The 15,421-nt window shown below is 66.0% G+C and carries 14 protein-coding genes; 7 read left to right on the forward strand and 7 right to left on the reverse strand.

What is annotated here, in order from left to right; genetic code table 11:
• The first annotated feature begins 18 nt into the window (after positions 1–18).
• The 3 genes from prfA (at position 19) to ACQR10_RS00845 (ending at position 3,576) form a co-directional block, all read left to right on the forward strand.
• Positions 19–1,104, forward strand: coding sequence for a peptide chain release factor 1 (prfA, locus tag ACQR10_RS00835; RefSeq protein WP_316179225.1), 1,086 nt, complete (start codon positions 19–21; stop codon positions 1,102–1,104).
• A 193-nt stretch (positions 1,105–1,297) separates the two neighbouring features.
• Positions 1,298–2,185: a peptide chain release factor N(5)-glutamine methyltransferase gene (gene prmC, locus ACQR10_RS00840; RefSeq protein ID WP_316215282.1), complete on the forward strand. Its 888-nt coding sequence runs from the start codon at positions 1,298–1,300 to the stop codon at positions 2,183–2,185.
• Between the two features lie 563 nt (positions 2,186–2,748).
• Complete coding sequence (locus ACQR10_RS00845) at positions 2,749–3,576, forward strand: DUF4167 domain-containing protein (protein ID WP_315801739.1); 828 nt, start codon at positions 2,749–2,751, stop codon at positions 3,574–3,576.
• Between the two features lie 86 nt (positions 3,577–3,662).
• Here ACQR10_RS00845 and ACQR10_RS00850 read toward each other — a convergent pair whose 3' ends face one another.
• On the reverse strand, positions 3,663–4,439 hold the full coding sequence (locus ACQR10_RS00850) for a class I SAM-dependent methyltransferase (protein WP_315801740.1): 777 nt from the start codon (positions 4,437–4,439) through the stop codon (positions 3,663–3,665).
• Positions 4,440–4,631: 192 nt separating this feature from the next.
• On the opposite strand from ACQR10_RS00850, the gene gloB reads away from it, so the two are divergent.
• Both gloB and ACQR10_RS00860 read left to right on the forward strand, forming a co-directional pair.
• Entirely contained in the window at positions 4,632–5,399 is a 768-nt protein-coding gene (gloB, locus tag ACQR10_RS00855) for a hydroxyacylglutathione hydrolase (protein ID WP_316215283.1), read from the forward strand.
• An 11-nt stretch (positions 5,400–5,410) separates the two neighbouring features.
• On the forward strand, positions 5,411–5,845 hold the full coding sequence (locus ACQR10_RS00860; protein WP_316215284.1) for a cupin domain-containing protein: 435 nt from the start codon (positions 5,411–5,413) through the stop codon (positions 5,843–5,845).
• Between the two features lies 1 nt (position 5,846).
• On the opposite strand, the gene ACQR10_RS00865 is transcribed toward ACQR10_RS00860, so the two are convergent.
• The 4 genes from ACQR10_RS00865 to ACQR10_RS00880 form a co-directional block, all read right to left on the reverse strand.
• Positions 5,847–7,856: a putative bifunctional diguanylate cyclase/phosphodiesterase gene (locus ACQR10_RS00865; protein WP_316215285.1), complete on the reverse strand. Its 2,010-nt coding sequence runs from the start codon at positions 7,854–7,856 to the stop codon at positions 5,847–5,849.
• Positions 7,857–8,080: 224 nt separating this feature from the next.
• Positions 8,081–8,953, reverse strand: a complete 873-nt coding sequence (yddG, locus tag ACQR10_RS00870) for an aromatic amino acid exporter YddG (protein WP_315801744.1) — start codon at positions 8,951–8,953, stop codon at positions 8,081–8,083.
• Positions 8,954–9,106: 153 nt separating this feature from the next.
• Entirely contained in the window at positions 9,107–9,832 is a 726-nt protein-coding gene (locus ACQR10_RS00875; protein WP_316179215.1) for a beta-ketoacyl-ACP reductase, read from the reverse strand.
• A gap of 271 nt (positions 9,833–10,103) precedes the next feature.
• Positions 10,104–11,282 (reverse strand): acetyl-CoA C-acetyltransferase, encoded by a 1,179-nt coding sequence (locus ACQR10_RS00880; RefSeq protein WP_315801746.1) that lies wholly within the window; start codon positions 11,280–11,282, stop codon positions 10,104–10,106.
• Positions 11,283–11,665: 383 nt separating this feature from the next.
• Between ACQR10_RS00880 and phaR the strand changes: the two genes are divergently transcribed.
• On the forward strand, positions 11,666–12,265 hold the full coding sequence (phaR, locus tag ACQR10_RS00885) for a polyhydroxyalkanoate synthesis repressor PhaR (RefSeq protein WP_257167926.1): 600 nt from the start codon (positions 11,666–11,668) through the stop codon (positions 12,263–12,265).
• 39 nt (positions 12,266–12,304) lie between these two features.
• On the opposite strand, the gene ACQR10_RS00890 is transcribed toward phaR, so the two are convergent.
• A complete protein-coding gene (locus ACQR10_RS00890) occupies positions 12,305–13,972 on the reverse strand; it encodes a bifunctional diguanylate cyclase/phosphodiesterase (protein ID WP_316179424.1) in 1,668 nt (555 codons plus the stop codon).
• Positions 13,973–14,339: 367 nt separating this feature from the next.
• Here ACQR10_RS00890 and ACQR10_RS00895 point away from each other — a divergent pair, with 367 nt between their 5' ends.
• Positions 14,340–14,561: a hypothetical protein gene (locus ACQR10_RS00895; RefSeq protein ID WP_315801747.1), complete on the forward strand. Its 222-nt coding sequence runs from the start codon at positions 14,340–14,342 to the stop codon at positions 14,559–14,561.
• 17 nt (positions 14,562–14,578) lie between these two features.
• On the opposite strand, the gene ACQR10_RS00900 is transcribed toward ACQR10_RS00895, so the two are convergent.
• Entirely contained in the window at positions 14,579–15,304 is a 726-nt protein-coding gene (locus ACQR10_RS00900; RefSeq protein ID WP_316215286.1) for a hypothetical protein, read from the reverse strand.
• Positions 15,305–15,421: the final 117 nt, after the last annotated feature.

Raw genomic sequence — 15,421 nt, forward strand, 5'->3', positions numbered from 1 at the left:
CCTAGATCAGATTGCAACATGTCGTCGCTTCCCGAAGCCAAACTCGATGTCCTACTCGCGCATCACGCCTCGCTCGAGGCGGAGCTGCTCGGCCAGGTCAATTCCGACCGCTACGTGCAGATCACCCGCGAGCTCGCCGAGCTCAATCCGCTGATCGACGCGGTGAAGGCTTATCGTGCAGGAGTCAAAGAGCTCGCCGACACCGAGGCGCTGATCGCCGATCCCGCCACCGATGCCGAGATGCGGGCGATGGCCGAGGCCGAGCGCGACGAGCTGATCGCGCGCCGCGGCGAGCTCGAGCAGAAGATCCGTGTCGCGCTGCTGCCCAAGGATGCGATGGACGACCGCAACGTCGTGCTCGAAATCCGCGCCGGCACCGGCGGCGACGAGGCCTCGTTGTTCGCCGGCGATCTGTTCCGCATGTACGAACGGTTCGCCGCCCTGCAGGGCTGGAAGGTCGAGGTGATCTCGGCGTCCGAAGGCACCGTCGGCGGCTACAAGGAGATCATCGCCGAGGTGCAGGGCCGCGGCGCCTTCGCCAAGCTGAAGTTCGAATCCGGCGTGCACCGGGTGCAGCGCGTGCCGGATACCGAGACGCAGGGCCGCATCCACACCTCGGCGGCGACGGTCGCCGTGCTGCCCGAGGTCGAGGATGTCGACGTCGACATCAAGCAGGACGATTTGCGCATCGAGACCATGCGCGCGCAGGGCGCCGGCGGCCAGCACGTCAACAAGACCGAATCGGCGATCCGCATCACCCACCTTCCGACCGGCATCGTGGTGATGATGCAGGACAGCCGCTCGCAGCATAAGAACCGCGCCTCGGCGATGAACATCCTGCGCTCGCGCATCTACGACGCCGAGCGGCAGAAGGTCGACGCCGCGCGCTCCGCCGACCGCAAGGAGAAGGTCGGCTCCGGCGACCGCTCCGAGCGCATCCGCACCTACAATTTCCCGCAGGGGCGCGTCACCGACCACCGCATCAATCTGACGCTCTACAAGCTGCCGCAGGTGATCGCGGGCGAAGCGCTGGGCGAACTGATCGACGCGCTGACGACGGAGCATCAGGCGGCACAGCTTGCCGCGCAGGGCGCTGCGGCGTGAGCGGCGCCTGCGCGCTGCCAACCGAAGCGCGACCGTGTTGCGGCACATCAGCTGTCGTCCCGGCGAACGCCGGGACCCATCACCACAGGTATTCGTGGCTGGCAAAGGCTGCAACTCCGACCTTCCGCCTCGCAACGGCACGGCGTATGGATCCCCGCGTTCGCGGGGATGACCCGTGGAGAGAGCGCGGGCGATGACCGAGATCATCGCCGGCGCAAACATCGACTCGGCGCGGCGCGCGGTTGCGGCCCGCTTTGCAGCCGCCGGTCTCGATTCGCCGGAGCTCGATGCGCGGCTGCTTCTGGGCCATGCGCTTCAGCTCAACCTCACCGGTCTCGTAATGCATGGCCAACGGCAGCTATCCCACGCGGATGCGCAGCGTCTGGAAGCGCTGGTGCAACGCCGGCTGGTCGGCGAGCCGGTGGCGCGCCTCCTCGGAGCCAAGGAGTTCTGGGGCCTGCCGCTGCAGCTCTCGGCGGATACGCTGGTGCCGCGGCCGGACACCGAGACCGTGGTCGAACTGGCACTCGAGCATCTCGCCGCCGGCGGCGCCCTGACGCGCCCCTTGCGCATCGCCGATCTCGGCACCGGCTCCGGCGCGATCCTGCTGGCATTGCTGTCCGAGCTGCCACGGGCCCATGGCGTCGGCACCGACATCAGCGTGGGCGCGCTGGCCACCGCGCGGGACAATGCGCGCGCGCTCGGATTGGCCGACCGCGCCGGCTTCGTCGCCTGCTCCTATGCAGCAGCGCTGTCCGCTGGCTTCGACCTGATCGTGTCGAACCCGCCCTACATTCCGTCGTCCGAGATCAGCGAGCTCGACGTCGAGGTGCGCAGCCATGATCCGCTGCGCGCACTGGACGGAGGCAAGGACGGACTCGACGCCTACCGCGCGCTGATCCCGCAGGCAGCGGCCCTGCTTCGGCCGGGCGGCGCTGTCATCGTGGAGGTCGGGCTTGGCCAGAGTGACGGCGTCGCTGCATTGATGGTGAGGGCTGGCCTGGCGGCCGATTCCTCCACGATCCGGGCCGATCTGGCCGGTATTCCCCGAACCGTCATGGGCCTAAAAAAGCTCCGGTAAAGGTCCGGGGATACGGAAAAAGCTCTTGGAATATCCCCCGGGAGCGACTACGTTCCATTCACAGCACCGGTGCAGGCCACGACGAGCGGTATTCACGGAACACCGCCGCGGTCAGATGCCAGAGAGCCACGCCGGGCGATAGGTTCCAGAACGCAGATCTGCTGAGCGCGAGAGCCGGATGGCTGCGCAGCCCGCGACTGCAAAGCGAACGAAAGCCTGACTTTGCACTTGAGGTCTTACGCTAAGCAAACTGGGTGGTCGTGGCGCATGTCGCCTTGGCTGGCTGAATGACGTGGTTCGCCGGTCCCAGGGACTGGCGGGTGGGGAACGCGTTTTGAACGCGCTTTTGTCGAGAGAATCGGCTGTCGATCACATCGGCATGGGTCAAACCGGCATGTCGGAACCGACATGGGTCGGATGGGACCATTTGGACCGCGCGCGAGGCGTCCGAGCCCAGCGAAGGTATTTCAATACGCTCTCGGTATTCCGATAACAATCAGTGCATAACAATCAGTGCTCAGACAATCGGTGCTCCTAACGCAGGGTTGGAATAAAGGCAGGACATGAGAAACGGTCAGAACAACAAGCGGATGCGCAACCGGAACAGCGGTAACAACAATAATAACCGGCGCGGCCAGAATCCGCTGACCAGGGTGTTCGAGTCCAACGGGCCGGACATCAAGATCCGCGGCACAGCCTCTCATGTCGCCGAGAAATATGTCCAGCTTGCCCGCGACGCCCGCTCCTCGGGTGACCCCGTTGCCGCCGAAAATTACTACCAGCACGCCGAGCACTATTTCCGCCTGATTGCCGCCGCGCAGGAGCAGTTCCGCCAGAACCAGCCGCAGCAGCCGCGCAACACCGAGGACCTGACCGTCGACGACCTCGATGATGACGGCGAGAGCTTCTCGCATTTCGGCCAGGAGCCCGGCTTCGTTCCGGCCCAGCCGCAGCCTCAACCCCAGCCCTTCATGCGCGACCGCGAAGGCGGCCAGCGCGAGCGCGGCGACAACCAGCCCTATCAGCGCGAGCAGCAGCCGCGTGAGCATCGCGAAGCGCGTGAGCATCGCGAGCCGCGCGAACACCGCGAGCCGCGGGAGCACCGTGAACCGCGGGAGCATCGCGAGCGGGAGCCGCGCGAGCACCGCGAGCGTCCGCAGCCCGTCCAGTACCAGCCGCAGCCGCAACCCCAGCCCGTCATCGCCGACAGCGGCGTCGATCGGCTGCCGTCCTTCATCACCGGTCCGCAGCCGCAGATCGCCAATCCCCCGGCCGCCTTCGAGGGCGCTGCCGAGCGCTATCCGCGCCGCCGCCGGCGTCCGCATGGTCCGCGCACTGAAGCGGCCGCTGCTGCACCGGCGCCGAGCGAGGATCTCAATCCGGGCGAATAGCGATTACGCTCCATCATGACGAAACGGGTGGGCTCAGAGCCCACCCGTTTTTTTGTGCGGGAGGCGCGCAGGAGAACGGCCCGGGATCATCCCTCGCGCGACGGCGGACCGGCCTCGCGGCGACCGGAGCCACTGGATCCGGGGGCCGACGGCGACGGCGCCAGCACCGGTTCGAGCCGCGGGATCAGCCGGATGCGCTCGCGGCGCGCCGGGATCACCCGGTAGACCTGCTTGGTCGCCTCGACGATGTGGACACCGGCGAACGGCAGCGACAGCGCCGCGCCGACGCGCTCCCAGGCCATCGCCGATTTCAGGAACCAGCCGCCAACCGGGGGCATGAACAGCGCCTCGCCCCAGCCGGTCGGCGTGAACCAGGTCTGCCGCAGCAGCTGCGTGATCTGCGAGCGCGAATAAGGCCGGCCATGGCCGAACGGCGTGTTGTCGGTCCGCGTCCAGACGCCGCGCCGGTTCGGGATCACGATGATCATGCGTCCTGCCGGCGCCAGCACCCGCCACATCTCGCGCAGCAGCCCGGCCGGGTCGTCCGACATCTCCAGCGCATGCACGATCAGGATGCGGTCGACCGCCGCATCAGGCAGCGGCAGCGAGAATTCGTCCACCAGCGAGGCCAGCGTCGGCCGTGCCGTCGGCCATTTCAGCACCCCCTGGGCCGCCGGCATGAAGGCGATGCAGCGTTCGGAATCCTCGCGGAACAAGCCGAGATAGGGCGTGGGATAGCCGATGCCCAGCACCCGCTGCCCGGCCGCGCTCGGCCAGCGCGCGCGGATACCGCGGTTGATCAGGAGCCGCGCGACGATCCCGAGGCGACCCGAATAGAAATTTCGCAGATCGATCACGTCCATGACGTCAATGTATCATGCGGGCGCGCGCCGCCGCGCGCCCAATATTGCGTTGCGCCTCCAGCGTTAACGCCATATCTCTGCCCGGCACATCGGAGGCCGCCCGCAACGCCGCGCCCGGGCTCCGCCTCCACGACCTTCTGGCATCGCGAGCGCGACCATCGTGCCTCGCCCGGTCCCGCCGACGGAGACATCATGGCCGCCGACATCCGCGCCTTCACCTGCCTGTCCGACAATTTCGGCTATCTGATCCATGACCCTGCGACCGGTGCGACTGCCTCGATCGACGCCCCCGAGGCCGGACCGATCGTCCGGCAGTTGGACGCCGAAGGCTGGACGCTCACCGACATCCTGATCACGCATCATCATCACGACCACGTCGGCGGCGTCGCCGAGCTCAAGCAGAAATATGGCTGCCGGGTCGTCGCGCCGCACGACAAGACGACGGCGATCGCCAACGTCGATCTGCGAGTCGCCCATGGCGATGTCGTGAAGATCGGCGAACTGCTCGCGCGCGTGCTGGAAACGCCAGGCCATACGCTCGACCACGTCTCCTACGTGTTCGATGCCGACAAGGCGTTGTTTGCGGCCGACACGCTGTTCTCGGTCGGCTGCGGCCGCGTGTTCGAGGGCACCTATTCGATGATGTGGGACTCGCTGCTCAAGCTGCGCGCCCTGCCGGACGATTTCAGGCTGTATTGCGGCCACGAATACACCGCATCGAACGTCAAATTCGCCCTCACCGTCGACGGCGACAACGAGGCACTGAAAGCCCGCGCCGACGAGGTGGCGCGGCTCCGTGCCGCCAACCGGCCGACCATCCCGTCGCTGCTCGGCGACGAAAAGAGCACCAACGTGTTCCTGCGCGCCGACGATCCGGCCGTCGCGCTGCGGCTGCGCATGAAGGGCGCGAGCGCCGAGCAGGTGTTCGGCGAGTTGCGCGAGCGCAAGAACAAGTCGTAGGGCTGAGGACGATGGCTACGCTCTCGGCTGCCGACATCATCGCGCGTCTCGGTCTGCAGCCGCATCCGGAGGGCGGACATTTTCGCGAGACGTTTCGCGATCCGGCCGTCGACGCCTCCGGCCGCGCCGCATCGACGCTGATCTATTTCCTGCTTGCGCGCGGCGAGCGTTCGCATTGGCACAGGGTCGATGCAGTCGAGACCTGGCACTTCTATGCCGGGGCACCGCTGACCTTGCGGATCGCCGCCGAAGGCCAGGCGCTGCAAACGACGACGCTGGGCATCGACCTCGCAGCCGGCCAGCAACCGCAGGCGGTGGTGCCCGCCCATGCCTGGCAGGCCGCCGAGAGCAGCGGCGATTGGACGCTCGTCGGCTGCACGGTGGCGCCGGGCTTCATGTTCGAAGGATTCGAACTCGCGCCGCCCGGCTGGGAGCCGGAGGTCTGAGTCAGGCGCTCGCGCCGACGACCTTCGCGGCCGGCTCGGCGAAGCGCTCGCGCTCCTGGGCGAGGAAGCCGGAAACCGCATCGGCCGGCATCGGCTTGGCGAAGTAGTAGCCCTGGATGTAGTCCGCGCCCAGACGCCGCAGGCTGTCGAGCTGCTCCTTGGTCTCGACACCTTCGACTACGCACGAAATTTCCATGTCGGCGCAGAGGCCGGTCAGCGACTTGATGATCTTGTGGCTGATCGGATTGGCATTGACGTCGCTCACGAAACTGCGGTCGACCTTGAGCTTGTCGAGCGGCAGCCGGTGAACGTGGCTGAGCGACGAGTAGCCGGTGCCGAAATCGTCCAGCGAGATGCCGCAACCGATCGCCTTCAATGCCGCGATCGACTGCTCGGCGCGGGCGAAATCGAAGGTGACGGCGGTTTCGGTGATCTCGAACTCGATGCGGCGCGGCGGCACACCGCTGGCATGGATGACCGCCAGCAGCGGCAGAACGCCGTCTGGAGAACAGATGTCGTGTGCGGAGAGATTGAACGACACGCGAATGTCGTCCGGCCAGGTCCGCGCCGCGGCGAGCGCCTTGACCAGGAGACAACGCGTCAGGCTGCGGATGACGCCGATCCGCTCGGCGGCCGGGATGAAGCTCGCGGGCGACACCGTGCCCAGCTTGGGACTGTGCCAGCGCGCCAGGACCTCGAAGCCGGTGGTGCGTGAGTTCGTGGCGTCCATGATCGGCTGAAACGCCAGATCCATCTCGGCGTCGAAATCGGCCGTGCGCAACAGATGCTCGATCACGCTGCGGCTGCGGATCTCCGCCTCGAGCTCGGTCGAGAAGATGATGGCCTGGCCGCGGGCGCGACGCTTGGCGTGGTAGAGCGCATAATCGGCGCATTCGTACAGCGCATCCGCAACCATGGCCGAGCGCGGATACAGCGCAAAGCCGGTCGAGCACGACAGGCCCGTATGAGTCGTGTCGAACTGATAAGGCAGCTTGATGAGGTCGGTGATCTGCCGTCCGAGGTTGAGCAGATCGTCGTCCGTTGGATTGCCGGCGACCACCAGTCCGAACTCGTCGCCGCCGAGCCGGGCGAGATGGACCTGGCCGCCATGGCCGGCACAGGCGTCGCGGATGCGGCGCGCGGCCTCCATCAGCACGCGGTCGCCGACCGTATGCCCATAGGTGTCGTTGATCGGCTTGAAGCCGTCGAGATCGATGATGCCGACGGCAAGCCGCGTGCCGTCCCGCTCGGCCTCGGCGAAGGCTTGCGTGAGCTCCGAGAAGAAGCGACGGCGATTGGGCAGATCGGTCAGCGAATCCAGATTGGCGAGCCGGAAGTTTTCATCCGACAGCGCTTGCGTCGCGGCCTGCTCCGCGAGCAGCGATTTGCGGCTGGCAACCAGCGCAGCGAAATCGCGGTAGTAGATGAACAGCACCGTGACCATGGCGCCGGACACGAGCAGCTGATTGACCGCGATCGCCCGCAGCGCGTGAACGCCCGTGGACATGAAGAAGACGACATAGGGGACGATGACCACGAGGGTCACGATCAGCGCCGCGGAGCGCAGATGCATGAGGCAGAAGATGATGCCGATGACCGTGACCGCCATGTAGAACGCGACCTGCCCCTTGGCGAACGGATCGCCATAGGGAAACAACGCGAACGACCAGACGACGAACAGCGCTCCGATCGGACCGGCAATCCGGTTGGTGACACGGAGGTTGCGCAGCACCTCGGCGTCGCTGCTGGCGGACTCGCCCTGCCGCAGCCACCACAGCATGCGAACGCCGGTAATCGTCGACAGCAGCGCCGGCACTGAAATCGTCAGCCACGCCGGCGCCACCGGCAGGAACGTGTAGGCGAGCGCCAGACTATTGGTGATGAGAATGAAATAGAGCAGCGGCACCTGCTTGGAGAACGCCTGGAACTGCGCACGCGTCAGCTCGGGATTGTCGGCGGGAACGCGAAACAACTCCGCCGCGCGGGCCATGTAACGTCTCACGTCCGGCATTGCCGCCCCGTTGTCAGCACCATTTCGCAGGGACTATCGCTCAGGACGGGTAAAGGGCGGGTTAGGTGCAGAACGCGTCAAACTGTAATCGACGGTTGTGAGCTACCGGCCGGCGCGCTGGTTTTGCGCACGGTTAAGTGCGCATCAAGGATAACCGTCGGATTGGGCCGCCGAAGTTCGCATGCGAGGCCTGACTCCGCTCACCTCGCCCTTCACCCGAGCGCTCAGCGCTTGCGCAGAAGGAACATGTCCTTGGCCGCGACCAGACCGCCACCGGCGATCAGCAGCGCCGCCACGGCGATCGTCGCGCTCGGCCGCGCGTAGCCGGCAACGATCAGGAACGCCGTCGACAACAGCGGCGTCGCATAGGACGCCGCACCCAGCACCCGAATGTCGCCGCGCTTCATGCCGATGTCCCAGGCATAGAACGCAGCACCGACCGGACCGATGCCGAGACCGACAACAGCGAGCCACTGCATCGGACCGTCAGGCCAGACCGTTCGCTCGACCGCAACATGGACCAGAGCCGCGAGAGCGGACGTCGCCAGGCAGAAGCCGGCGACGGCATCGGTCGGCACCGCCTTCAGACGGCGCGAGAGCACCGAATAGATCGCCCACACGAACGCCGCGACGAAGGCGGCCGCAAGCCCCGGCAACTGGCTCGCAGCGAAGCTCGCACCGTTACCGAGCAACAGCAGCGCGGTGCCGACGAGACCGATCCCGGCACCGATCACGTGATGAACCGCGAGCCGCTCGCCCGGCAGAAAGGCCGAGAACAGCACGATCAGCAGCGGCCAGAGATAGTTCAGCAGCCCGGCCTCGGCCGGTGGCGCGAAGCGCAGCGCCAGAAAATAAAGCGCGTGGTAGCCAAACAGCCCGCCCACGCCCACGACCCACGCCGCCACCGGCTGCCGCAGCACCTGGAGCCCGTCCGTTCGACGGATCAAACTGGCTAGGCCGACCGCACCGCCGACCGCGAAGGTCATTGCCGCCAGTTGGAAGGCGGGAATCGTGCCGGTCGCGACCGTCAACAAGGCGAGCAGCGACCACATCAGGATCGCGGTCAGACCGATCAGGGTCGCAGTGCGCTGGGACATCAGGCGGCAGGCTCCGTCACGGCCGGCTCATGCCGGCCACCCACGCCTGCGTCCGTGCGGGGAGCGTCCAAGACGTGAATGCCCGCGGCGAGCGCGGGCATCACGTTTTCCTTAGCCGCAGACGGCGGCCGGAGGCAACGCCGCCGGCGCAGATCACACCATGTACTGGCCGCCATTGACCGACAGCGTCGAGCCGGTGATGGCCCCTGCCTCGTCGGCCGCGAGGAACACCACGGCGCGCGCGATCTCCTCGGGCTCGCCGAGGCGCCCCACCGGAATCAGCGGCAGGATGGCTTTCTCGAGCACGTCCTTCGGCACCGCCTGCACCATCTCGGTGTTGATGTAGCCCGGGCAGATCACGTTGACGGTGATGCCGGCCTTGGCCGTCTCCAGCGCGAGCGCCTTGGTGAAGCCGATGTCGCCGGCCTTCGCCGCGGAGTAGTTGACCTGGCCGAACTGGCCCTTCTGGCCGTTGATCGAGGAGATGTTGATGATGCGGCCGAACTTGCGCGCGCGCATGCCCTCGATCACCGGGCGGGTCATGTTGAACAGCGAGCCGAGATTGGTGTTGATCACCGCGCTCCATTGCTCGAGCGTCATCTTGTGGAAGGCGGTGTCACGGGTGATGCCGGCATTGTTGATCAGGACATCGACGGGACCGAGATCGGCTTCGACCTTCTTGATGCCCTCACCGCAAGCCTCGAACGAGCTGACGTCCCATTTGTAGACGGGGATCTCGGTCTCGCTCTTGAACTTCTCCGCAGCGGCGTCGTTGCCGCCGTAATTCGCCGCGACCTTATATCCCGCCGCCTTCAGCGCCTTGCTGATCGCCGCTCCGATACCGCGCGTTCCCCCCGTCACCAACGCCACACGTGCCATGTCGAATCCTTCCCTCGATGACTGATCGCACAGGACAACCTCTGGCTGCCACCGTGCCTACCGTTGTTATTGGATCATGAACCTCCGCGCGACCATCACCTTGCCGCACGACCATCCATGCTCGCTCAACTCCATTTTTTTAGTGGTCGATTATGCGACGTGTTTGACGGACATCAAGAACAAAACGCCCGGCGAGATCGCCGGGCGTTGATCTTTAGTTGAGCTGGACGCGATTGCGAAGGCTGAACGGTTCGCAGTCACTGCCGGCTTTTTAGTCGCGTGCGACGCACAGCGCGATACCCATGCCGCCGCCGATGCACAGCGTCGCGAGGCCCTTCTTAGCGTCGCGCTTCTGCATCTCATGCAGCAGGGTCACGAGCACGCGCGCGCCGGATGCGCCGATCGGATGGCCGATCGCGATCGCGCCGCCGTTGACGTTGACCTTGGCCGGATCCCAGCCGAGGTCCTTGTTCACGGCACAGGCCTGCGCGGCGAACGCCTCGTTGGCTTCGATCAGGTCGAGGTCGGCGATGTTCCAACCGGCCTTCTTCAGCGCCGTGCGCGACGCCGGGATCGGGCCGGTGCCCATGACCTTCGGATCGACGCCGGCCTGGCCCCAGGACACGATCCGCGCGAGCGGGGTCTTGCCTTCCTTGGCCGCCTGCTTGGCGGTCATCAGCACCACGGCCGCTGCGCCGTCATTGATGCCCGACGCGTTGCCGGCTGTGACCGTGCCGTCCTTCTCGAAGGCCGCGCGCAACTTGGCCATGGCCTCGATCGTCGCGCCATGACGCGGATATTCGTCGGTGTCGACCACAGTGTCGCCCTTGCGGCTCTTCACCGTCACGGGCGCGATCTCGTCCTTGAACCTGCCGGCCTTCTGAGCCGCCTCGGCCTTGTTCTGCGATGCAACGGCGAACTCGTCCTGCTGCGCACGCGTGATCTGATATTGCTTCGCAACGTTCTCCGCGGTGTTGCCCATGTGATAGCCATTGAAGGCGTCCCACAGGCCGTCCTTGATCATCGTGTCGACCAGATCGAGCGAGCCCATCTTCACGCCGGCGCGCAGATATTGCGCATGCGCCGCCATGCTCATCGACTCCTGGCCGCCGGCGACCACGATGTCGGAGTCGCCATTGACGAGCGCCTGATAGCCGAGCGCAACGGAGCGCAGGCCGGAGCCGCACAGCTGGTTGATGCCCCAGGCCGGGCTCTCGACTGGAATGCCGGCGGCGATCGAGGCCTGGCGCGCCGGGTTCTGGCCCTGCGCCGCAGTCAGGATCTGGCCCATGATGACCTCCGAGACGCGGCCGGGCTCGACACCGGCGCGCTCCAGCGCGGCCTTGATGGCCACCGCACCCAGCTCATGGGCCGGGACACTGGCGAAGGCACCGTTGAAACTTCCAACCGCGGTGCGGGCGGCGCTGACGATGACGACATCGTCTGACATGAGCATCTCCTGGGGTTCTTGATCTTGGACGTGGAAACGAGGGCTTGAGAGATCGGGCGTATTTGAAATCAAACCGAATTTCTTCGTTCACGGTCGCGCCGGCCGTCCGCAAGCCTCGGATTGGCAGATGCGCAACCTTCGCACTTCATCCTGTTAACGTCGTTGCGACATGTCAATTGGCGGCATCAGCGATTCCTGTTGCAGCGCATTCAAATTGGCACGCTTGGCGGTTTCGTGAGCAGGAATTCTGCTGCGGGATTAACCGTTCCGCACAAAACCGTAGCCGAACTCGCCCGAAAGTGATTACGTTATTGCATTGCGTAGCTCTTCGCCCTGCGGCGACGCCGCCGGGTTCCCTGTTCTCGGTTTGCATGTGTGAGCTCATGGCGAAATCTGACCAACCCACCACGATCAAGAAATACGCGAACCGGCGGCTCTACAATACCGGGACGAGTACCTACGTGACCCTCGAAGATCTGGCCTCGATGGTTAAGAACGGGGAGGATTTCCTGGTCTACGACGCCAAGACCGGCGACGACATCACCCGGTCCGTGCTCGCCCAGATCATCTTCGAGCAGGAGAACAAGGCGGGACAGAACCTGCTGCCCACCACATTCCTGCGCCAGTTGATCCGCTTCTACGGCGACAGCATGCAGATGGTGGTACCCAAATACCTGGAGCAGTCGATCGACACGCTGACCAAGGAGCAGGAGAAGTTCCGCAAGCAGATCGCCGACACCTTCAGCGGGACGCCGTTCGCGCCGCTCGAGGAGCAGGTGCGCCGCAACATGGAGCTGTTCCAGCAGACCTTCTCGATGTTCAAGCCGTTCGCGCCTGGTGCGGTCCGCGCCGAGGAGAAGGCCGCCGAGCCCGCTGCTGCCGCCGCCGACGACAACATCGACGAGCTGCGCCGCCAGATGAAGGAAATGCAGGACCGGCTCGACCGCATGTCGGAGCCGAAGAAGGACGAGCAGCAAGGCTGACGCTTGCCGCTTGATCCGCGATTGGAGGCCGGCGGCTGATCAGCTCGCCGCCGGCAATTCTGCCCTGCCGTGCTCGATCCACGGCCGATCGACCGAGGCGAGGCCGATCACCCGGCCCTGGATGTAATCGCAGCCCCAGTCGCGCAGCAGCGCGACCGACGCCTCGTCCTGCACCCATTCCGCGACCGTCTTGATCTGCAGCCGTCGCGCCAGCTCGACCAGCGTCTGGACGAAGGCGCGGTCGTCAGCCGAGCGCACGAGATTCTGCACGAAGGCGCCGTCGATCTTGACGATGTCGACGCCGAGCTTGCGCAGATTGCGGAACGAGGTGTGCCCGGCGCCGAAATCATCGATGGCGATTCGGCTGCCGAGATCCTTCAGCCGCGTCACGAAGCCGCGGAGATCGTCGACGTCCTGGATCTCCACCGTCTCTGTGATCTCGACGATCAGCCGTTCGGCGACCCCAGGATGGGCGCGCATCATGGATTCGATCGAGGCCCACCAGTCCGGATCCATGGTGGTCTCAGGCGAGATGTTGAGGCTCAGGGTGACGTCGGGCGTGCTCGCGAGCTCAGCCACCACCAGCTCCAGAATGCGGTGATCGACCAGACGGATCAATCCGAGCCGTTCGGCGACCGGGACGACGTCCGGCGCCAGCAAGGCCCGGCCGTCATCCTGGCGCATCCGCACCAGGCATTCATAGAAGGCGGGCGCAAGCGTGTTGGCATTCACCACCGGCTCGAACGCCGTGACGATGCGCCGCTCATTGAGCGCCGTCACGATCTCGTCGGTGACGCGGATGTTGACCTTGCGCTGCGCGTCGCGCTCCACGTTCGGCCGCCAGGTCGAGAACGATCCGATGCGGCGGCGCTTGGCGGCGTCGAGCGTCTCATGGGCGCGGTTGACCGCTTCCTCGACCGAGCGGGCGTGACGGGGAACGCTCACTGCGCCGATCGTCGCGGTGACGGCGACCGGACCTGACTTGGTCGGCACCACCTCGTCGCGCACGGTCGCGAGAAAGCGCTCGGCGGCGGTGGTCATGTCGTCCATCGTACAGTTCTTCAGGATCAACCCGAACTTGTTGCCCGAGAACCGCCCGAGCGTGTCGCCACCACGGAGCCGGCCCCGGATGCGCTGCGCGATCTCCAGCACGACGCCGTCGGCGACGTCGAAGCCGAAGGCGTCGTTGATGCGCGCGAGATGATCGATGCCGACCAGCATGAAGGCGCAGGAGAAGCGGAACCGCTGCGCCTCCTCGATCACCTCGGCAAGCGTCGCCAGCAGATGCGTCCGGTTCAGCTCGCCGGTCAGCGGATCGTGCCGTGACAGCTTGAGCAGTTGCTCCTCGCGGGCGTGGCGCTCGTTGTTGATCCGGACGATGCCCTGGGCGCGGGCCGGCCGCCCGTCGGAGCCTGCGAACCAGCAGCCGGTTTCCTCGACCCAGATCAGCGGCGCCCCGGCGTGGGTGCGCACGCCATATTCGATCCGGTACGGCGTGCCGCTGGCGCCGTATAGCGGTGCCGTCTGGAGCATGATCTCAGTGCGGATGCCGCGGTCCGGCTCGATCAGCTTGCTGAACTCGGCCCCATTGCAGAGCTGCGGCAACGGAACATCGGCAAACACCGCCCCGACGTGATCGCTCCAGACGATCACGTCGCTTGCTAGGTCCCAGACGAAGGCGGCTTGGCCCAGGGACGCCAGGATCATCGCGGTCTGTGGCAATTCGGATGTCAAGGTCGCCTCGTTTCGGCACAGGCCGGCAGGACCGGCGCTGATTTGGGAACGGCCGACGCGTACCCGCGCGAGCGGCGGCGGCCGACTTCGCGAATCAGACTACGCATCTCTGGTTAACGGAGAGCATGCCGAGGCGACGAGCGCGTGTCCGAGACGCGTCAACCATGTTTGGAACATGCAGCGCCCAGCGACGCTTGGGACGGCATTGCTTTTGCGAGATCGAGGGGCGAAAGGTACCGGCGTCCCAGAACGTGACAATCGCGCCGGCGATGGTTGGACAATGTTAACGATTGATCAGGACGGCGGTCGCCTGGACGGGTTGGAGGAGACCTCCCGCTCGGTGACGCTGCTGCCGAGCGACGCGAGCCATGACCGTCGCGCGCGGATCATTCGCGCAGCCCGCCCCGATGCCGGCTTCGTGACCCATCTGATCGCGACCGCCGAGCAGCTGCCGCAGACCCGCACGCTCAGGCGCGCGGCCGCTGCCGACGTCCACAGTGCCTACGCGGCGAGGCTTCAGCCGGTCACGCGTGCCGGCGGCCGGACCCGAGAAATGATCTAAGCGCGCGCTCCTGCGTCTCAGGGCTTCAGCGTCTCGGGCTTGGGCGGCTCAGAAGCGGTCGGAGCAGCGGCCTCGGCCTCCTTCGGCTCCGCGACCCAGCCGGTCGTCGGCGCGGGAGCCGGCCGAGGGACCGAGCGGTCGAGCAGGACGGATTCGGCGACCGAAGCAGCCGCCGGCACCGCATCGGTCGGCTCTTGAACGACGGGTGTAGCAGCGTCCGCGTGCTGGACCTCCGGCTCCTGAATTTCCGTCTTGGTCGGTTCTTTGACCGCTTCCCGGGCAGGCTCTTCGACAGGCTCAGGTTCTGGATCCGCCACGGGCGCTTCGACGGGAGCCGGCATGGGTGCGGGGGCTGCGACGACGGCGCGGGCGGCGCGCTTGGTGCGCAGCGAGACTCCGCTGAAGAAATCGACCATCGCCAGCAGGGTCAGCAGCAGGAAGGTCGAGTTCCCGAACTTCTGCCACATCGCGAATTCGGCGGCGGCGCCGCCGAAGACCAGCAACGACAGCAGGTGGTCGGTGAGATATTTGCCGTTCGGCTTCGCCGCCTTGATGATCTCAAGCAGCAGCAGCAGCACGCCCAGGGCCAGCAGCATGTCGCCGAGCGAGATCGTCCAGAGCTCGCCGGACGGAAGCTGAAGGCGCAGCAGCGTCTCGCTGAAGGCGACCCCCGGCATCAGGAAGACGATCATGTTGTAGATCGCCAGCGGGATCAGCAGCAGCGGGAAACCGACCATGGACATCGGTTGAAGCCTTGGATGGCGCGGGCGGCGGCCCGGCGCAAAATCAATCGGTGCGAAGAAGATGACAGCGAGACGGGATCACGCGGCACAGATACGCAACGGTCCCGGCGAATCACG

The sequence above is a fragment of the Bradyrhizobium sp. HKCCYLRH2060 genome, assembly GCF_051168135.1.
GTDB lineage: Bacteria > Pseudomonadota > Alphaproteobacteria > Rhizobiales > Xanthobacteraceae > Bradyrhizobium.